Genomic DNA, 18,997 nt, shown 5'->3' with positions numbered 1-18,997 from the left:
ATTCCAAAATATAAAAAAATGCCGCCCCGGGGCGCATCATCTTGTCGCGGGCGCCGTTCAGGGCCTTTCGGCGGTCCGTTCGGCCACATAATCCGCGATCGCCTGACGGCGTTCGGCGGTGGCCGGGTGGGTCGCAAGCAGGCTCGTCGTCCTTTCATTACCGATAATCGGTTCGATTCGCGCGAAAAAACGGTCTATCGCCAGCGGGTCGCGGCCGGCGGCCAGCATGAGATCGACGGAATGACGGTCGGCCTCGCGTTCGGCGTCGCGGGAATAGGACAGCGCCAGAAGGCCGCCGCCCTGTGCCAGTATGTCTTCCATCGCCGAGCCGATGTCGCCGGCGATCAGCATGACGAGGCCGGCAAGGCCGGCGGCGCGGTAAAGCTGGCGCAGGCTGTGCTCGTGTTCGACGTGGCCGATCTCGTGCGCCAGAACGCCGAGGATCATGTCGTCGTCCCCTCCGGCCAGTTCGATCAGTTCGTCGGTGATGACGATGGTGCCGTCCGGCAGGGCGAAGGCGTTCGGCCCGGTGATGCCGCCGTGACGGAAATTCAGGGCGAAGGCTTCCGGCCCCGCCTCGGACCGGGCGGCGATCTCGCCGAAGCCGGCGCGGATCTCCGCCTGGCGGGTCGGGTCGAGCGTGCTTTCGGAGAATATGGCGCGGTCCAGCGTCGACATCGTGCCCTGCGACATCAACTGCGGCACGACGGGCGGCGTGACGACGATGGCGACCTCCACCAGCGCCGGCAGGGCGAACCGGTAGACGCCGGCGGCCAGCACGATCACCGCCAGCACGATGACCACCAGTCTCGGCCGGAACTGTTCCAGCCAGTGGACGAAACCGCCGGGCCTTGCCCCGGCCGAGCGCAGGAAGAGATCGGCGGTATCGTTGTCGACCGTCTCGAACAGGGAGCCGTCCGCAAAGGTGAACCGGCGGGGCACCGATCCGACGCGGGCGCTGACCTCCACCGAGGCAACCCCGGCTTCCGCCAGACGCGCGCCGGCTGCATCGCGCACGACGAAGCGTCGGCCTTCGCAAACCAGCAGCGCCTCCACCGACAGGCTGGAGCGGGGCGGATGCCACGCGCCGGCGAGCCGGCCGGTGTCCTCAGAAGCCAAAATCGAACCCTTCCATGTCGAGATACTCGGCGCTTGCCGCACCTCCCGTCCTTTCGATCGAAGAGAATATCTCACCCAGCTCGCCATCGAAACGGATTCCGGAATGTTCGACGATATAACGCGCCTCGCGCACCGCCGCCCACGGACGCATCAGGCCGAGCGTCAGCACGGTGACGACGAGATTGGACACCATGATCCAGAGATAGCGGAAGCGGGACATGTCGCTTCCCAGCCGGTGGCGCCCGTCGAGCACGGTGGCCGACCAGACGACGTTGCGCACGCCGATCTGGTAAAGCAAGCCGACGATGGCGAACACGATCAGCGTGCCGAAGACGCTGGCATAGACCAGCCCGATCCAGATGGTCATCGCCGCATCGTCGTCGGAGGCCAGCAGGAACGCCGGAATGCTGACCAGAGCGATCAGTACCACTCCGAGAACCATCAGAAGCACGGGCAGTATCCAGACGCGGTAGAGCGCGCCGATCCGCGGATCGGTGGCGAAGGCGCGGTCGCCGTAGCGGAGATTGTCGAAGACATAACGGTTCAGCCAGCGGCTGGCGAAGGGCGCCAGAATGCCGAGCGAGACCAGCGCGACGAGAGAGCCGAGCACGATGGCCACGAACGCCCCGCCGACGCCGCCGACGAAATCGAAGCGGACATTGCGATAGCTGGTGACGCGGGCGTTGAACCGCAGGCTGCGCATGACCAGCCACGGCAGGATGACGATGAACAGCAGGGAGCCGGCCAGCGCCAGGATCGGGTTGACATAGCCGAGCATGTTGACCACGACGATGAAGGCGAGCGCGATGAGGCGTCCGATGAAGATCTGGAGACCGCGCGCGTGATAGTCGAAGGTCCGTCCGGCAAGCTCGGTGTTTCCGTAGAAATAACGTTTGCGGCGCACCTTGGCCCAGGCCGAATAGATGCCGACGGTCACGATGGTCAGCAGGACATTGACGATCCAGATGCCGAAATATTCCCGGGCATTGCCCCTGAAGATGCCACGTTCATATCCGGCTTCCGTCACCGGCGCCCCAGTCGTCTCCGTCATGAAAATCCTCTGCCTTGCGATTCGTTGTCTCCAAACATTCTGTCCCGCGGCGCCGAATGCAAGAAAGGAGACGGTTAATTCATGACTATTTTCATCCAGTTTGTTGACGAAATGTAAAAAAGGGGCCGTGAGGCCCCTTTTCCGGAACGGCAAGCCGCCACCTTTTACTTCATGACCGGCATGACGAATTCCGCGCCGTCCTTGATGCCGGACGGCCAGCGGGCGGTGATCGTCTTGGTGCGCGTCCAGAACTTGATCGAGTCCGTGCCGTGCTGGTTCAGGTCGCCGAAGGACGACGCCTTCCAGCCGCCGAAGGAATGGTAGGCGAGCGGAACCGGGATCGGAACGTTGACGCCGATCATGCCGATATTGATGCGGGACGCGAAATCGCGGGCGGCATCGCCGTCGCGGGTGAAGATGGCGACGCCGTTGCCGTATTCATGCTTCATCGGCAGGGAGAGCGCCTCCTCGTAATTCGCGGCGCGGACGACCGACAGGACCGGCCCGAAGATCTCGGTCTTGTAGATGTCCATGTCCGGGGTGACGTCGTCGAACAGCGTACCGCCGACGAAGAAGCCGTCTTCATAGCCCTGAAGCTTGAAGCCGCGGCCGTCGACCACAAGCTTCGCGCCCTGCGCCACGCCGGAATCGATCAGCCCCTCGATGCGGGCCTTGGCTTCCTTGGTCACGACCGGGCCGAGGTCGGCCTTGTCGTCGCTGTAGGGGCCGATGCGCAACGCCTCAACCTTGGGAACCAGCTTTTCGAGAAGGCGGTTGGCGGTTTCCTCGCCGACCGGAACGGCGACGGAAACGGCCATGCAGCGCTCGCCGGCGGAGCCGTAGCCCGCACCCATCAGGGCGTTGGCGGCCTGGTCGAGGTCGGCGTCGGGCAGGATGATCATGTGGTTCTTGGCGCCGCCGAAGCACTGGGCGCGCTTGCCGTTCATCGCCGCCGTGCCGTAGACGTAGCGGGCAATCGGCGTGGAACCGACGAAGGAGACCGCGCCGATATCCGGATCGGTGAGGATCGCGTCGACGGCGGTCTTGTCGCCGTTGATGACGTTCAGCACGCCCGCCGGCAGGCCGGCCTCGATCATCAGTTCGGCAAGGCGCAGCGGCAGGGACGGGTCGCGCTCCGAGGGCTTGAGGATGAAGGCGTTGCCGCAGGCAATCGCCGGGGCGAACATCCACATCGGGATCATGCCCGGGAAGTTGAACGGCGTGATGCCCGCACCGATGCCGACAGGCTGGCGAATGGAGTACATGTCGATGGCCGGGCCCGCGCCTTCGGTGAACTCGCCCTTCTGGAGATGCGGAATGCCGCAGACGAATTCGCAGACTTCGAGGCCGCGGATGATGTCGCCCTTGGAATCGTCGACGGTCTTGCCGTGCTCCTGCGACAGCAGGGTGGCAAGCTCGTCCATGTGCTGGTTGAGCAGGGTGACGAACCGGAAGAAGACGCGGGCGCGGCGCTGCGGGTTGGTGGCGGCCCAGGCGGGCTGCGCGGCCTTGGCGTTTTCGACCGCCGCACGGATTTCCTCGACGGTGGCAAGCGCGACCTTCGCCTGCACCTCACCGGTGGCGGGGTTAAAGACGTCGCTGAAGCGACCGCTGGTGCCGGCGACGTGCTTGCCGCCGATAAAATGACCGATTTCCCTCATGGCTCCTCACCTTCTGGTTCATTGCGTTTGTTGATGGAATAAGGATTGCACTTCAATTTACGCCAAATCAATGGCCTGTTATAAGTAACCGTTGTGCATTTTTCGACACCTGGAGCCTCTCACATGAACTGGGACGACGTTCGCCTGTTCCTCGCCGTGGCGCGCAGCGGCCAGTTTCTCGCCGCCGCCCGCCGGCTCGGCGTCAACCACGCCACGCTGGCGCGACGCGTCTCGGCGCTGGAAAATGCGCTTGGCACCCAGCTTTTCGTGCGCCGCCCGCAGGGCTGCGAAATGACCGAGCAGGGCGAGCGGTTCCTGGCCGCCGCCGAACGCATGGAAACGGAAATGCTCGCCGCGCAGGCAAGCCTCGGGCGAACGGATGCGGCGATTTCCGGCACGGTGCGCATCGGGGCACCGGACGGCTTCGGCGTCTCCTTTCTTGCGCCGCGCCTCGGGCGGCTTGCGGAACGGCATCCGGAATTGAAGCTAGAACTGGTGCCGGTGCCGCGGTCCTTCTCGCTGTCGCGGCGCGAGGCGGATATCGCCATCACCATCGACCGCCCCGAGCAGGGCCGGCTCGTTTCCTCGAAACTCACCGAATATTCGCTCGGCCTCTATGCCGCCAGGCGCTATCTCGACGGGCGGGCGGCGCCGGGCACGATCGACGACCTGCGCGCCCACCGCCGCGTCGGCTATGTCGAGGACCTGCTCTATTCCGCCTCGCTGGACTTTACCGGCGAAATCATGCGCAACTGGAACGCGGCGCTGGAAATTTCCTCCGCCACCGGGCAGTTCGAGGCGGTGCGCTCCGGCGCCGGCATCGGCATCCTGCACAATTACATCGCCCGGCATGCACCCGACCTGAGACGGCTTCTGCCCGACGTGGCGATCCGGCGCGCCTACTGGATCACGTTTCACGAAAGCGCGCGCGAGCTTGCCCGCGTGCGCGCCGTCTCCACCTTCATTCAGGAACTGGTGAGCGCCGAACGGAAAATCTTCCAGTAGCCGGCGCAACGCGGGAACCGCGAAGACGACAAAAAGCCGGAACGGCGGCGATGCGAAAGGCTGCGGCCGCTCATGCAGACATGCAATCCGGATTATGGATCGACGTCGGCCTGATAGGCGTCGTAGCGACCGCGGAACTGCTCGAAGACGGCGATGGTTCGCCGCGCAATGCCTGTCCAGCCGAAGACGCGGCGGGCAAAGCGCGCGCCCTCAACGGTCAGCACCTCGCGCAGCCAGGGATATTGCATCGGCATGTTGATCATCGCGGCGAACTCCTCCGGCCGCTTCGGATCGGCCACGAGCGCATGCCGGCCGAATTCGACCTGTTCGCGCAAGCCGCCGTGGATCGTCGTCACCGTGGGCGTGCCGCAGGCCATCGCCTCGACGGCCGTCATGCCGAATGGCTCGTAACGCGAGGGCAGCGCAAAGACCCCGGGCGCGCGATAATAATCGACCAGTTCCTCGTCGGGAACGTAGCCGCGCCAGTCGATGAAATCGGCAATGCCCGCTTCAGCGGCCACCGCCTTCCACGTATCGATAAGCTCGAAATCGGCTTCGGAATTGCCGCCGACCGCCAGAACCAGCCGCGCCTCCGGCTGGAGGATCCTCAGGGCCGGCAGCGCCTGGATGATCAGGTCATAGCCCTTGTTCTCCGCCGCCCGGCCGACGACATAGACATCGCTCGGCCCCATGTTCAGACGCTGGCGCGCCGCGGCCACCTTGTCGGGCGTCGCGGGCGTAAAGCGGTTCTCGTCGATGCCGGGCGGGATCATCGTGACATGCTCGCGCGGCAGGGCGTATTCGGCCACGATCAGGTCCACCTGCTGCTCCGAGGTCGCGATGACATGGTCGCAGTTGCGGTAAAGGACGAATTCCTTCTGGATGCGCTCCTCGAAGCGATAGCCCGCCATCTCCTCCGCCGTGGCGCCGTGCATGTCGTGCCTTTTCCACCAGCCGAGCGAATGAGGGGTGTGGATATGGGGGATCTGCAATTCCTCGGCGATCTTCTGCCCACAGACGCCGGCATCCCAATAATGGCTGTTGACCACATCGTAGCGCAGGCCGCGGCGGCGGATGGCGGCAAGGGCGTTGGTGATGAAGTCGCCATACCAGTCGTGCATGTCCTCCTTGCGGATGAAATCGGGCCCTCCGAAGGGGATACGCCAGATCCGCAGGTTGTCGTTGATGACGTCCTCGGCCGGCTGGTCCTCGAAGCGCCGGGTCATCACATCGACCTTGTAGCCCAGCCGCGCGAAGCGCTTGGCAAGCTCGAGGACAAAGACCACCTGGCCACCGGTATCGGGCTTGCCAAGCTCAGGCGACCCCGCGACATAGCCATGCAACGAAATCATCAATAGCGAACCGATCGGCTGCGTCATGTTCTTCTCTCCTCTTGTCGTGCGGCACGGTCAGCCGGGCAGGATACCCAGCGCGACGAGCCCCTCCAGGACGCCTGCCGCATGAGGCGCCCGCGCTCGATAGGTCTTGCCCGGAGGCATGGCCTCGATCAGTTCCCGCCGCGCATTGCCGACGGCAATGGCACGGGCTGATAACTCAAACATAGCGAGATCGTTGCCTGAGTCACCCGCAACCACCATCCGGTCGGCCGGAATACCGAGTCTTTCGGCCAGAAACTGCGCTGCCACATCCTTTCCTGCGCCGGGCGCGAGCAGATCGAGGTCGCTTTCTCCCGAAAAGACCGCCCGGACCGGAAGGCCCGCCGCGGCGAGCGCATCCAGCAGCCGGGCGCGGGCATTGGGGTCGGGTGCGGCGAAACTGAGCTTGCCGGCGGTCAGGAACTCGGCGGCGTGGGGGACAAAGCCCATCTCCGTGGCAAGGGCGAAGACGGCCTCGCCCGGCCAGCGGTCGAAGCGGGCGGTCCAGTCCGAAAGCCAGGCGCCGCCCACGCGGATTTGGGTGCCCATGCCGGTGATGATCGCATCCGGCGCGAAATCCGCCGGAAATTCGCTGGCCAGGGTCGCATCGACGCTGGCCGCCGGCCGCGACGAGTTCAGCGCCAGCCGCAACCGGTCGGGATGACGCCTGACGGCCGCCCAGAATTGCTCCAGCGCGCGCCGGTCTCCGGTCAGCGTATCGTCGACATCGCTGACCAGCAGCCAGGGGCCCTCGCCGGGTTCCCCGCTCATTCGCCCGCACCTGCGCCGGTCAGGAGCTCGGGCGCCTGGGTCGCGGTATAGACCATCTCGGGCGCATGTTCGCTCATCGGCCGGCTCAGGGTCTCGATCGTGACGCCTTTCAGGCCGAGCGTCGCGGACTCGACATAGAAGCCCACGGCGCCGGAGAGGAAGCTGTCGTCGACCAGGCTCAGGACCACATGGCCATCGACGGACACTTCCAGATAGGTGCCGTGCGCGACCACCTCTATCTGCCATGTGCCGGCGGAGCTGTGCAGGCGCGCCTCCTGCAACGAATTGTAGCGGAAGGCATGCTCGAATTCGGGCGTGGGATTGGCACCCCAGGCGCGCATCTGGACGATGCCGTTCATGTAGTCGAGCGACAGGTAGTAGCCGTCGCCCTCGTTGTTTGCCCGCAAGACCAGGCCGGTCTTGCCCGGCCCCTCGAGCGTCATCGCGGCACGCAGGCGGAATTCGTCGTACTGGCCGGGCAGCATGAAGGCCTCGAAACCGCTCTTGCTGGCGATGAACAGGCTATCGTCGCGGGTCTCGGCCCGGGCCGTGGAATTGCCGCAGAGCAGCCGGCACTCCGCCGCGGTGCCGAGCGTCAGGCTGCTCGTAACCAGGCCGTCGAAGCCATGATAGGATTTCAGCCTGAGCCGGCCATCGGGAAGGGCGACGATCTCCTTGGGCGGCGGCAGCAGCCTCTTGATGAATTCGCGGCCATTGATGAGCAGTTCGGTCTTGCTGAAGAAGCTGAACAGCAGCAGCCGATCCCCGGCCCGGCAGATGCGGCCGGCATAATTGCCGTGCGGCAGGAGCACATCGTCGCTGAAGTTCTCGTAAGGGCCCTCGATGCGATCCGAATACCAATAGTGGATCTTGGTATCCTCGCGGATCGACCCCATCAGGTAATAGCGGTCGTGGAAATGGAAGAGGTTCGGCACCTCGATGTCGTCATAGAGGCCGGGGCGGTGCAGCGGCGGGCCGAATTCGAAGCGGTCGGGGGCGACCTCGCGGGCCAGTCCCACGCAGCCGCGGCGGATCACCGGCCCGTTCTTCGTCCGCGCCGCGGCCAGCAGCAGGCGCGCGCCCGTTTCGGGTTCGTGAAAGAAGAACGGATCGCGGAAGCTGACCCAGTTACGCCCCTCGTCGATGCCGGATTCATAATGCGGGCCGCCGATCTCCAGCGGATAGGACGCATCGCATCGTGTCCACGCATAGAGATCCGAGGATCGCGCCATGCCGACCCGCTGGACCCGGCCGAATTCCGCACGGGTCAGGCCGGTATAGAACATCCGCCACTGGCCCGGCCGGTCGGGATCGGGAGTGACATGCATGGTCCAGAGCATGTCGTCGTCCCATGCGCCCGGATCGCCGACGAAAAACGCGTTCTTCACGCGCCGCCAGGAAAATCCGTCGGAACTGACCGCATGGGCGATGAAGTCGTGGTTCGGCAGCACGAGATGGAAGAGATGATAAATGCCCTCGTGATAAACCACGTCAACGTCGCCGATGTCTGAGCGGAGAAAGCCGTGCGATGCATACATGCCCCGAATTTGCCGGTCCCGGAGCCAAAGGTAAACCCCTTTTTTAGCCTCGGCTGCGGATGTGAAAGGCAATCCGGGCCCGGCTGCGTGCTGTGCCGGGGCGATCGCGGGCGGCACGTTCGACCTCGACATCGCCGCCGAAGCACCAGGGGGAACGGCCATCGTCCGGGCTATGGCGCCTGTCAGGACGGCGGCATGGACATGCCGGAGACGCCAACCCAAACCGGGCCGTCTGCGACAAAAGCCTGCCAATCATCTCGCTATTATCGGAGAAAATGGTACGGTTGGCTGGAGTTGAACCAGCGACCTCAGGTGCCACAAACCTGCGCTCTAACCAACTGAGCTACAACCGCACATCGAAACGCCACGGGGGCGTTACGGGCCGTCACATACGAGGTGTTTGCCGGTTTTGCAAGCCTCGACGCAGCGCATTCTACAAAAAAATGCGCCGGACCGGAAGCCGCCGGCGCCGGTTAACCCTGTTGGCCGAATGAACCGGCGGGCCGATGGACCCGGGGGGCGTGCAAAGCTATTAACAATCTGTTAATTTCAGTCTCGCAGGAACCTCGACAGGTCACTCATGGTCGCCGCTTACTATCCGTTCATAGACATCGCCGTTCATGAAAAGGTGCGCGCGCATTATGCCGCCGGCGACGCGCTTGCGCTGTTTTCGACGGGGATGGAGCAGGCCCTGTGGGCCAATGGCGCGGGTGCGGCCCTGTTCGACTTTTCCTCCGTCTACGACTTCATCGAGCAGGGGCCAGACCGGCTTTCGGTTTTCTTCCGCCAGCTTCAGGCCTCGGCAAGCCGCCTGGCGGAACCGGGCGAGAGCCGCTCCTTCCTGATGCGGATCGCAACGAGCTTCCGCAGCGCCACGGTGAACGCCACCGCCGAGGTCATCACTCTCGACGACGGCGAAAGGGCGCTTCTCCTTTCCGTTCCGGGCGACACGGCGCAGGCGAACACCGAAAACCGGGCGCAGCAGATGCTGGCCGGCCTCGACGACGACGATACCCATATGGCGGTGCTCGACGCCGAGGGCGGCCTGATCGCCGCTTCGGCCGGCTTTGCCGATCTGGGCGTGACGCCGCACACCGCCCGCACGCTCGTGACGCTGGCGGCGGAAGACCCGGCGGGCCTCGTCAAGCGCCCCGTTCCCACGGTGCGCGGCCACCTGCCCTCCGCCGCGGCGCGGATCGCCGATGGCTTGCACCTGATCCTCATCGTCGAGCCGGAAGCCGAGGCCGAGCCGCCGCCGGCCGTTCCCGTGGCGGAACCGGACGACGCCGTGGCGCAATCCTTCGACGCCGCCGCGCCCGGCACCGCCGGCGAAGACGGCGCGGAAGCCGCGTCTTCCGATGGAATAAACGAGGAAAGCACCGCCGATACGCAGACGCCCGTCGCGGCGGAAGACCCGGCCGTCCCGGCATCGGCTCCCATTGCGGACGACACGCCCGGTGCCGAACCGGCATTTACCTTCGATCCGGCCCGCCGCACCTTCCGCTTCGTCTGGAAGACCGATGCGGAAGGGCGTTTCAGCGACGTGTCGGGCGAGTTCGCCGATGCGGTCGGCCCCCAGGCGGCGGATATCACCGGCCGGTCCTTCGCCGATCTCGCCACCCGCTACGGGCTCGACGGAGACGGGAAGATCAGCGAAGTGCTGGCGCGGCGCGATACATGGTCGGGCAAGACCGTGCTGTGGCCGGTGCAGGGCACGCGGCTGAAGGTTCCCGTCGATCTGGCGGCCCTGCCCGCCTATAGCCGGACACGGGAATTCGACGGCTTCCGCGGCTTCGGCATCGTCCGCCCGGGCGACGCCGTGGATGATCCGGACGGCATCGGCCTGACGATCGGCACCGCATCGGGTGACGGCGCAGCGGCTGCCGATACTTTGGCGGAAGAAGCGCCGATTGCCGAAGAACCCGCTTTCGACCAGGCGCCGTCCGTTGCGGAGAGCATGGCCGACCCCGAGATCATTCCCGAAGACGAACCGGCCGCTGCCGCACCCTCCGATGAGGTCGCGGACATCGCCCGGGAAGACGAGGCTGCCGCGGAAGGCGAGGCCGCCGAGGAAATTTCTCCCGCATCCGTAGATGAAACGGACGATGCTGCCGAGGAGACCGCTCCCGACGAGGGCGAAAACGAATGGCCGTCGGCGGAACCGCCGGCGCTGCGCGTCTCCGAGAATGCGGGACGGCGTCTTTCCGACAAGATCATCAGCCTCGAGCAGCACCGCAGCCGGGCGACGGACAATCTGACGCCCGGAGAACAGGCGGCCTTCCAGGAAATCGGCCGCAAGCTCGAATCCTTGCAGCAGCACGAAGACGGAGAGACGGAAGACGACCAGCCGGCTGCGGAAGCCGGCGTTCCCGGCCCTGCGGAGACCGTCGACGAACCGGATACCGAAACCGCCGAAACGCCGGCGCCGGCCGCGTTCGCCGAACAGGCGCCGGAAGAGCCCTTCGTTCCGGTTCAGCGCGACCCGCAGGCGGACGGGCTGACGCCGGCCATTCTGGCGCAGATGCCGGTGGCCCTGCTCGTCCTCGCCGGCGACGTCCTTTACCATGCCAATCCGGAATTCCTGCGGCTGACGGGTTACGAGAACCTCGACGCGGTTCGCGAGGTGGGCGGGCTCGACGCCCTGCTGCAACGGGCCGACCTCGACGGCAAGGAGCTTGCGACCGGCACGATGATGGTCGTCTGCGCCGATGACGAGGTGGTTCCCGTCACCGCCCGGCTACAATCCGTGCGCTGGGAAAACACCTCCGCGCTGCTGCTGGCGCTGATGCCGGTCGAGCGCGACCAGAGCGAAACCACGGACCTGCCCGCGCCCGAGGCCACCGTGCCGGACACGGACGCCTCGGAAATCGCCCGGCTGCGTGTCGAGACCGACGAGTTGCGCTCTATCCTCGAGACGGCGACCGACGGGGTCGTCATTCTCGGTGCGGACGGCGACATCCGCTCCATGAACCGCTCGGCCAGCGCCCTCTTCAACTACGACAACGATGAAACGCGCGGCAAACCCTTCGTGATGCTCTTTGCGCATGAAAGCCAACGCGCCGTTGCCGATTATCTTTCCGGCCTGTCCGGCAACGGCGTCATGAGCGTCCTGAACGACGGCCGCGAGGTGATCGGCCGCGAGGCGTCCGGCGGCTTCCTGCCGCTGTTCATGACCATCGGGCGCCTGACCTCCTCGAACGGCTATTGCGCGGTCATCCGCGACATAACCCAGTGGAAGCGCTCCGAGGAGGAACTGCGCAACGCCAAGCGCGCCGCCGAGACCGCCAATGCCCACAAGACCGATTTTCTGGCGCGGGTGAGCCATGAGATCCGCACGCCGCTGAATGCGATCATCGGCTTTGCCGACCTGCTCGCCTCCGAGCATTTCGGCCCGATCGGCCATCCGCGCTATGTCGAATATGCCAACGACATCGGCCGCTCCGGCCGGCATGTGCTCGACATCGTCAACGACCTGCTCGATATTTCCAAGATCGAGGCCGGCGAGATGGAACTCGATTTCACGGCGGTCAGCCTGAACGAGACCATCGCCGAGGCCGTGTCGCTGGTGCAGCCGCAGGCGAACGGCCAGCGCGTCATCATCCGCACGGCGCTTTCGCAGGCGGTGCCGGCAGTCGTCGCCGACATGCGCTCCATCAAGCAGATCGTGCTGAACATATTGGCGAACTCGATCCGCTTCACGCCCGCCGGCGGGCAGATCGTGGTCTCGACCTCTTACGAGGCGAACGGCAGCGTCTCGCTGCGCATCCGCGACACCGGCATCGGGATGACGCGGGCGGAACTCGAACAGGCTATGAAGCCCTTCCGACAGATCACGTCCAGCCAGCAGAAGCGGGGCGAAGGAACGGGACTGGGCCTGCCGCTGACCAAGGCCATGACCGAGGCCAACCGGGCGAGCTTCGTCATCCAGTCGGCGCCGAACGAGGGAACGCTGGTCGAGATCGCCTTCCCGCCGCAACGGGTGCTGGCGAACTGACCTTCGCAGGGCGGAAGGCGCAGCGTCAAAAAAAGGGCGGCAAGATGCCGCCTTTCAAGTGGAATGCTGTAAAAACGAGGGGACAGGGCGTCAACATCATGTTCATCGGGGGCCTGGAAGCCCCAAGTCACCCTTTCATCGGATGACCCCAAGTTGGATTCAGAATTGACAAATACCTATTAAAAAAGCGTTAAGCCGCCCCTGCCCCGCAAACACGTTTCCGGCCTCGCCTGCCCCGCCGCAGTTCCGGAAAACCGGGAAGGACTGGCACCGCCATCCGTTTGCCTCGCGGCGGCAAATCCTGTATCGCCTGTCAGCCTGGAGCATTTCCGTTTCAGACGGAGTCACGGAAATGCTCCATCCTTTTGTTTCTATGCATTTCCGAACGGAAAACCGCTACAGACTTTTCCCGGAAATGCTCTAAGCCTGCGGGCCGCGGCTGGTTGCGAGGATGGACACCACATGCAGAACCCGGCACGGGAAAAGCGGACAGTCTGGCGCAGGACGATCCTGCGCGCCGGGCTTCGCGTGGCTGCCGGCTGCGTGCTGGCGGTGCTCGTGCTCTGGCTGTCGCTTCCCCGAATCGTCTCGGCCGAGCATCTCGAAACCGAGCTTCGGACCATGCTGCGCCTGCGCGGCGGGCTGGAACTGGAATCGGGTTCGGCGCCCCGCCTTTCGCTCTGGCCCGTGCCGTCCCTGATCCTCTCGGAGGTCGCCGCCCGGCATGCCGACGGCACGACGCTCTTCGAAGCCCGGCGGATCTCGGCTGAATTCTCGGTGCTGGCCACGCTCGCCGGAAGCCCGCATTTCCCGGAGGTGGAGCTGGACGGGCCCCGCTTTCACCTGCCGGAAACATGGAACGAGCGCCTGCCGAGCAGCGGCGGCGACATCCTCGAACTTTTCTCCGGCATCGTCCGGGAAATCCCGCTCGATCCGCTCATTCTCACCCGACGCGCCTTCGGAGAGCTCACGATCGTCGACGGCTCGCTGATCATGAACGACAGGGCCGGCCAGCTGGCGATCATGCAGGATATCGACGCGACGCTTTCCTGGCCGGACCCGGACGAAACGTTCAAGGGCTCGGCGAGCGCCGACATCGCCGGACACCGCCTGCGCGCCGAGTTTACGGCGCCGCGCTTCCACAGGCTGATCGCCGGCGCGGATGCGCCCGTGGTGCTCGCGCTCGCGCTGCCGGGCGGCGCCTCGCTGCGGGCCGACGGAACCGCAAGCCTGATGGCCTCCGGCTTCTTCAATGGCAATGTCAGCTTCGATGCGCCCGACCTGCCAACGCTCAAGACATGGTACGGACGCATGCCGGAAGGCATGGAAGCCATGAAAACGGCGCGCATCAGGGCCCGGCTGGGAGCCTCCGGCCATATATTGCGCTTCGACCAGCTCGCCTTCACGGTGAACGACACCAATGCGACGGGCATCATGGACCTGGCCCTGCTGCCGGACAGCCTGCCGAAATTCACGGGGACGCTGGCCTTCGAGGATTTCGACATCGGCGACATCCGCAACCTGCTGCCGCTCGCCAACCGGTTCACCAGCGACGAAACCGGAACCGCTAAGCCGCTTGCCGCTTTCGACCTGCGGCTTTCGGCCAGCCGGGCGCGCTTCGGCGAGGCCACGCTGGCAAATGTCGGCGCCAGCGTGCTCATCCGGGCAGATCACGCGCAGCTCGACATCGGCGACAGCGATTTCGGCGGCGGCAGGCTGACCGGCCGTCTCAGCTCGGGCCCGCAAGGCATGGGGCGCGGCGCGCGGCTGCAACTTTCGCTGAGCGACATCGACCTCGCGCTTCTCGGCCAGCGCCTCGGGCTGAGCCAATTGTGGCCGGCGGGACCGGGCTCGCTCGATATCAGCCTTTCCAGCGACAGGCCTTTCACCGAAACAGGGCGCACGGACCTTTCCGGCCGGGCGACGCTCACGGCCAATGAGGGCCGCCTCAACCATTTCCACCCGACGGACCTGCAAGGGCTGGCGGCGCGGACGATGCCGCTGCCGCTATCCGAGATCGGCGCCGCCTTCGAATACAACCGGCTGGACGCCGCGCTCAGGATCGAACAGGGTGCCGTCGACATCGACGCGACGATGCTGGACCATCAGAACCAGCGCCTGCGGATTGCCGGCGGGGTTTCCGACGCAGACGCCGTGAACCTGACGGCGAGCCTTTCCGCGGCCGCGCCGGAAAGCGCGCCACAGGTGACGGTCTCCCTCGGCGGCACGCTGTCGGAGCCTGTCGTCACCGCCGCCGCGCCAGCGGCTCCTTAAGCGCGTCCGGCCTTCCCGCCGCGAGACATCACGATTTGCCGGACCGCCCCGCGGCGTCATCCCACCGCGCGGAAGGCGGCGCGCTCGTCGCGCTGACGCTGCAACTCGCGGCTCTTGGCCATCAGGGACGTCGCGATGACGCCGAGCGTGACGATGCCGACCAGAATGGAACTGATGGCATTGATTTCCGGCGTGACGCCGAGGCGCACCTGCGAATAGATCTTGATCGGCAGGGTCGTCGCGCCAGGACCGGTGGTGAAGCTGGCGATCACCAGATCGTCGAGCGACAGGGTGAAGGCCAGCATCCAGCCCGAAATCACCGCCGGCAGGATGAGCGGCAGGGTGATGACGAAGAAGGTCTTCACCGGCGGGCAGCCGAGATCGAGCGCCGCTTCTTCCAGGCTGCGGTCGAAGACGACGAGGCGTGACTGCACGACGATGGCCACATAGCACATGGTGAAGGTGGTGTGGGCGATCACCACGGTCCAGAATCCGCGGTCGACGCCGATGGAGACGAACAGCAGGAGGAGCGACAGGCCGGTGATGACCTCCGGCATGACCAGCGGCGCATAGATCATGCCGGAAAACAGCAGCCGGCCGCGGAACCGCTGGAAGCGGGTCATCGCCAGCGCCGCGAGCGTGCCGAGCACCGTGCCGATCGTGGCCGACAGCACGCCGACGCGGGCGGTGATCCACGCCGCATCCATCAATCCCTGGTTCGACCACATGTCGCGATACCAGCGCAGCGAAAAGCCGCCCCAGACCGTCACCAGCCGGGAATCGTTGAACGAATAGACGATCAGGATCAGGATCGGGATGTAGAGGAAGGCGAAGCAGAAGGTGAGAACCGTTGCGTCGAGGCGGGTAAACTTCACGGTCTTTGCCTCCTCACACTTTCCGCTGCTGGTTCTGGAAGATGGCGATGGGCACCACCAGCACCAGAAGCAGAAGCACGGCGACGGCGGACGCCAGAGGCCAGTCCCGGTTTCCGAAGAACTCGGTCCACAGCGTCTTGCCGATCATCAGCGTTCCCGCGCCGCCGAGCAGGTCCGGGATCACGAACTCGCCGGTGATCGGGATGAAGCAGATCATCGAGCCGGCGATCACACCCGGAATGGAGAGCGGGAAGGTGATGAGCCAGAAGGCCTTCCACGGCGGGCAGCCGAGATCGCTCGCCGCCTCGAGCAACGTGCCGTCGAGCTTTTCCAGCGTCGAATAGAGCGGCAGCACCATGAAGGGCAGGTAGGAATAGACGATGCCGATGAAGACCGCCGTATCGGTGCGGAAAATCTGCACCTGTTCGTCCGGGCCGAGGAAGCCGATGGTCTGGAGCACCAGCGTCAGCAGCCCTTCCGGCTTCAGGATGCCGATCCAGGCATAGACGCGGATCAGGAACGAGGTCCAGAACGGCAGGATGACCAGCATGACCAGCATCGGGCGGATCGACGCCGGCGCGCGCGCCATGCCGAGCGCCATCGGATAGCCGATCAGAAGCAGGAAGACGGTGGAGATGACCGCGATCCTCAGCGACGAGAGATAGGAATCCATATAAAGCGGGTCTTCGGTCAGGAAGACGTAGTTCTCGAAATCGAGCTGGGAAATGAAGTCGCCGATCGCGGAAAAGCCCTCGAAAACCGGCGTATAGGGCGGCATCGAGATCGCCGTGTCCGACAGCGATATCTTCAAGATGATCAGGAAGGGAGCGAGGAAGAAGAGCAGCAGCCAGACATAGGGCACCAGCACGACCAGCCAGCGGGCCGGATTGGGTTTGTTGCTCAGTTCGGCTTGCACGGCGGCCATCGCAATTCCCCCCTCAGCGCGTCAGGACGAGGCCGGATTCGGCCTTCCAGGAGAGCCACACCATGTCGCCGAAGGTGATCGGCCGGTCGACCAGACGGGCGACGTTGGCCTGCGCGGCGCGCATGGTGCGGCCGGCTTCGTCGCGGACGATGAAGACCGAGAAATCGCCGAGATAGCCGATATCCCACACCTCGCCGTAAAAGGCGTTGACCGAGGTGTCGGCCGGCGGGTCGGGCGAAATCGCCACCTTCTCCGGGCGGATGGCGAAGGCCACGCCGTCTCCCGCCGCGCCGCGGGCCTCTTCGGCGACGGCAACCGAAAGCCCGTCGCAATCGAGCCGGGTCGCACCGGCGCCGCCGGAGACCACCTTGCCTTCGAGGATATTGATGTCACCGATGAAATCGGCCACGTAGCGGCTGTTCGGCGCCTCGTAGATCTCCGCCGGCGTGGCGACCTGCACGACGACGCCCTTGTCCATCACCGCGATGCGGTCGGAAACGGTCATCGCCTCTTCCTGGTCGTGCGTCACGATCAGGAAGGTGAGGCCGAGCTTGGTCTGGATATCCATCAGCTCGAACTGGGTTTCCTCGCGCAACTTCTTGTCCAGCGCGCCGAGCGGCTCATCGAGCAGCAGCACCTTCGGCTTCTTGGCGAGAGAGCGGGCGAGCGCGACGCGCTGGCGCTGGCCGCCGGAAAGCTGGCTCGGCTTGCGCCCGGCAAACGACGCAAGCTGCACGAGCTTGAGCATTTCGGCGACGCGCGCGGCGACCTCGTCCTTCGGCAGGCCGTCCTGCTTCAGGCCGAAGGCGATGTTCTTCTCCACCGTCATGTGGGGAAAGAGCGCATAGGACTGGAACATCATGTTGGTCGGGCGGCGATAGGGCGGCACGCCGGAAATATCCCTGCCCTGCAAGAGGATACGCCCGGAGGTCGGCTCGTCGAAACCGGCGAGCATGCGCATCAGCGTGGTCTTGCCACAGCCGGACGGGCCGAGCAGCGAGAAGAATTCGCGCTCGTAGATATCGAGCGTCAGATTGTCGATGGCGGTGTAGTCGCCGAAGGTCTTGGTGATGTTCTCGAAGCGAATGAAGGGCTTTTCATTGGGATCGTTCCACGGGGAGAACTTGCGTTTGACGGGTCCGAGGGATTTGGCCATGTCGCGCTCCGGCTCTGCGGTATCCTGAAAAAAAGCGGCGTCGCCGCCGCTTTTTCCTGTCTTCAGTTGCCGGTCTTCACCGCAGTCCACACCCTGTTCAGCACCCTCTGCTCCCTCGGCCCGTAGGGAGAAATGGTGAATAGCTTCTTCATGGTCTCCTCATCCGGGTAGACGGAGGGGTTCTTGAAGACCTCCTCGTCGAGGAGCGCCTGCGAGGCGAGGTTGCCGTTGGCGTACTGAACATAGTCCGACGCCTTGGCGATGACGTCCGGCTTCATCAGGAAGTTGATGAATTCATGCGCCTCATCGACATTCTTCGCATCGGCGGGAATGGCGAGGTTGTCGAACCACATATAGGTGCCTTCCTCCGGAATGACATATTCCACCTCGACGCCGTTGCCGGCTTCCTCGGCGCGCGACTTGGCCTGGAGGACGTCGCCCGACCAGCCGATCGACAGGCAGATGTCGCCATTGGCGAGATCGTCGATATAGCCGGAGGAGTTGAACGTCTTCACATAGGGGCGGATGGCCTTGTAGACATCGCCGCCGGCTTCCAGATCGGCAGCGTCCTTGCTGTCCGGGTCCTTGCCGATATAGTTCATCGCGATGGCAAAGGTTTCGTCCGAGGCATCGAGGATGTTGATGCCGCAGGCCTTCAGCTTCTCGGCATTTTCCGGCTTGAAGATGATGTCCCAGCTCTCCACCGGCACGTCGCCCAGCGCCGCCTTGAGCTTGGCGACGTTATAGCCGAGGCCGGTCGTGCCCCACATGTAGTTCACGGCATATTCGTTGCCGGGATCGTATTTCGCCAGCCGCTCGGAGACCTCCGGCCACATGTTCTCGAGGTTCGGCAGCTTCGACTTGTCGAGCTTCTGGAACACGCCGGCGGAAATCTGGCGCGCCAGGAACGGGCCGGTCGGCACCACGACGTCATAGCCCGAGCCGCCGGCGAGAAGCTTCGTCTCCAAAAGCTCGTTGCTGTCGAACACGTCGTAGACGACCCTGATGCCGGTTTCCTTCGTGAATTCCTCCAGAACCGATTCATCGATGTAATCGGACCAGTTGTAGACGTGGACGACACGTTCCTGCGCGAATGCCGATGTCGAAAGCAGGGCGGCCGAAAAAGCTGCAATCAGACCTGAAATGGCGGACTTCATCATGTCTCCTGTCCTTATCATTGAACGGTTTAAGGTGCCGTCGTTCCCCTGTGGGCAAGAGACTAGAAAGGAATTGCGCGAGCCACAAGAGGGGA

Annotated in this window: 13 protein-coding genes and 1 tRNA gene; 3 read left to right on the top strand and 11 right to left on the bottom strand. The window is 64.8% G+C overall.

Translation table 11 applies throughout. The features are described from left to right. Positions 1–57 precede the first annotated feature (57 nt). The 3 genes from NOF55_RS03525 to NOF55_RS03515 form a co-directional block, all read right to left on the bottom strand. Entirely contained in the window at positions 58–1,119 is a 1,062-nt protein-coding gene (locus tag NOF55_RS03525) for a M48 family metallopeptidase (RefSeq protein WP_306409919.1), read from the bottom strand. Then, positions 1,109–2,170, bottom strand: coding sequence for a YjgN family protein (locus NOF55_RS03520; protein WP_306409918.1), 1,062 nt, complete (start codon positions 2,168–2,170; stop codon positions 1,109–1,111). The genes NOF55_RS03525 and NOF55_RS03520 overlap by 11 nt, the downstream gene beginning before the upstream one ends. 164 nt (positions 2,171–2,334) lie before the next feature. After that, on the bottom strand, positions 2,335–3,831 hold the full coding sequence (locus tag NOF55_RS03515) for a CoA-acylating methylmalonate-semialdehyde dehydrogenase (protein ID WP_306409917.1): 1,497 nt from the start codon (positions 3,829–3,831) through the stop codon (positions 2,335–2,337). A 123-nt stretch (positions 3,832–3,954) separates the two neighbouring features. Here NOF55_RS03515 and NOF55_RS03510 point away from each other — a divergent pair, with 123 nt between their 5' ends. Then, the gene (locus NOF55_RS03510; RefSeq protein ID WP_306409916.1) at positions 3,955–4,836 is read left to right on the top strand and encodes a LysR family transcriptional regulator; all 882 of its coding nucleotides are present in this window, start codon (positions 3,955–3,957) and stop codon (positions 4,834–4,836) included. A 92-nt stretch (positions 4,837–4,928) separates the two neighbouring features. On the opposite strand, the gene NOF55_RS03505 is transcribed toward NOF55_RS03510, so the two are convergent. From NOF55_RS03505 to NOF55_RS03490, 4 genes are all read right to left on the bottom strand, one after another. Beyond that, positions 4,929–6,215, bottom strand: a complete 1,287-nt coding sequence (locus NOF55_RS03505) for a glycosyltransferase (RefSeq protein ID WP_306409915.1) — start codon at positions 6,213–6,215, stop codon at positions 4,929–4,931. 30 nt (positions 6,216–6,245) lie between these two features. Beyond that, positions 6,246–6,983 carry an HAD-IIB family hydrolase gene (locus NOF55_RS03500; RefSeq protein ID WP_306409914.1) on the bottom strand — a complete coding sequence of 246 codons (738 nt, stop codon included), beginning with the start codon at positions 6,981–6,983 and terminating at the stop codon, positions 6,246–6,248. Next, positions 6,980–8,473, bottom strand: coding sequence for a glycoside hydrolase family protein (locus NOF55_RS03495; protein ID WP_306409913.1), 1,494 nt, complete (start codon positions 8,471–8,473; stop codon positions 6,980–6,982). Before NOF55_RS03495 ends, NOF55_RS03500 begins: the two co-directional genes overlap by 4 nt. 324 nt (positions 8,474–8,797) lie before the next feature. After that, a tRNA-His gene (locus tag NOF55_RS03490) sits at positions 8,798–8,874 on the bottom strand. A 227-nt stretch (positions 8,875–9,101) separates the two neighbouring features. On the opposite strand from NOF55_RS03490, the gene NOF55_RS03485 reads away from it, so the two are divergent. After that, entirely contained in the window at positions 9,102–12,515 is a 3,414-nt protein-coding gene (locus tag NOF55_RS03485; protein ID WP_306409912.1) for an ATP-binding protein, read from the top strand. A gap of 462 nt (positions 12,516–12,977) precedes the next feature. After that, complete coding sequence (locus NOF55_RS03480) at positions 12,978–14,789, top strand: AsmA family protein (protein ID WP_306409911.1); 1,812 nt, start codon at positions 12,978–12,980, stop codon at positions 14,787–14,789. Positions 14,790–14,845: 56 nt separating this feature from the next. Here the strand turns inward: NOF55_RS03480 and NOF55_RS03475 are convergent, their stop codons facing one another. From NOF55_RS03475 to NOF55_RS03460, 4 genes are all read right to left on the bottom strand, one after another. Next, positions 14,846–15,664 carry an ABC transporter permease gene (locus tag NOF55_RS03475; protein WP_306409910.1) on the bottom strand — a complete coding sequence of 273 codons (819 nt, stop codon included), beginning with the start codon at positions 15,662–15,664 and terminating at the stop codon, positions 14,846–14,848. A 13-nt stretch (positions 15,665–15,677) separates the two neighbouring features. After that, positions 15,678–16,589, bottom strand: coding sequence for an ABC transporter permease subunit (locus tag NOF55_RS03470; RefSeq protein WP_306409909.1), 912 nt, complete (start codon positions 16,587–16,589; stop codon positions 15,678–15,680). 13 nt (positions 16,590–16,602) lie between these two features. After that, positions 16,603–17,745: an ABC transporter ATP-binding protein gene (locus tag NOF55_RS03465; RefSeq protein WP_306409908.1), complete on the bottom strand. Its 1,143-nt coding sequence runs from the start codon at positions 17,743–17,745 to the stop codon at positions 16,603–16,605. Positions 17,746–17,807: 62 nt separating this feature from the next. Continuing rightward, positions 17,808–18,902, bottom strand: coding sequence for a polyamine ABC transporter substrate-binding protein (locus NOF55_RS03460; protein WP_306410190.1), 1,095 nt, complete (start codon positions 18,900–18,902; stop codon positions 17,808–17,810). Positions 18,903–18,997: the final 95 nt, after the last annotated feature.

It is taken from the genome of Ectorhizobium quercum (assembly GCF_026552795.1).
GTDB classification, from domain to species: domain Bacteria; phylum Pseudomonadota; class Alphaproteobacteria; order Rhizobiales; family Rhizobiaceae; genus Ectorhizobium; species Ectorhizobium quercum.
The sequence above is the reverse complement of the archived record's forward strand: the minus strand, read 5'-3'. Positions and strand labels throughout refer to the sequence as shown.

What these genes read in the sequence shown, in the direction of transcription:
- NOF55_RS03520 (WP_306409918.1), bottom strand. Translation starts at nt 2,170, where the DNA reads ATGACGGAGACGACTGGGGCGCCGGTGACGGAAGCCGGATATGAACGT.
- NOF55_RS03515 (WP_306409917.1), bottom strand. Translation starts at nt 3,831, where the DNA reads ATGAGGGAAATCGGTCATTTTATCGGCGGCAAGCACGTCGCCGGCACC.
- NOF55_RS03510 (WP_306409916.1), top strand. Translation starts at nt 3,955, where the DNA reads ATGAACTGGGACGACGTTCGCCTGTTCCTCGCCGTGGCGCGCAGCGGC.
- NOF55_RS03505 (WP_306409915.1), bottom strand. Translation starts at nt 6,215, where the DNA reads ATGACGCAGCCGATCGGTTCGCTATTGATGATTTCGTTGCATGGCTAT.
- NOF55_RS03500 (WP_306409914.1), bottom strand. Translation starts at nt 6,983, where the DNA reads ATGAGCGGGGAACCCGGCGAGGGCCCCTGGCTGCTGGTCAGCGATGTC.
- NOF55_RS03485 (WP_306409912.1), top strand. Translation starts at nt 9,102, where the DNA reads ATGGTCGCCGCTTACTATCCGTTCATAGACATCGCCGTTCATGAAAAG.
- NOF55_RS03480 (WP_306409911.1), top strand. Translation starts at nt 12,978, where the DNA reads ATGCAGAACCCGGCACGGGAAAAGCGGACAGTCTGGCGCAGGACGATC.
- NOF55_RS03470 (WP_306409909.1), bottom strand. Translation starts at nt 16,589, where the DNA reads ATGGCCGCCGTGCAAGCCGAACTGAGCAACAAACCCAATCCGGCCCGC.
- NOF55_RS03465 (WP_306409908.1), bottom strand. Translation starts at nt 17,745, where the DNA reads ATGGCCAAATCCCTCGGACCCGTCAAACGCAAGTTCTCCCCGTGGAAC.
- NOF55_RS03460 (WP_306410190.1), bottom strand. Translation starts at nt 18,902, where the DNA reads ATGAAGTCCGCCATTTCAGGTCTGATTGCAGCTTTTTCGGCCGCCCTG.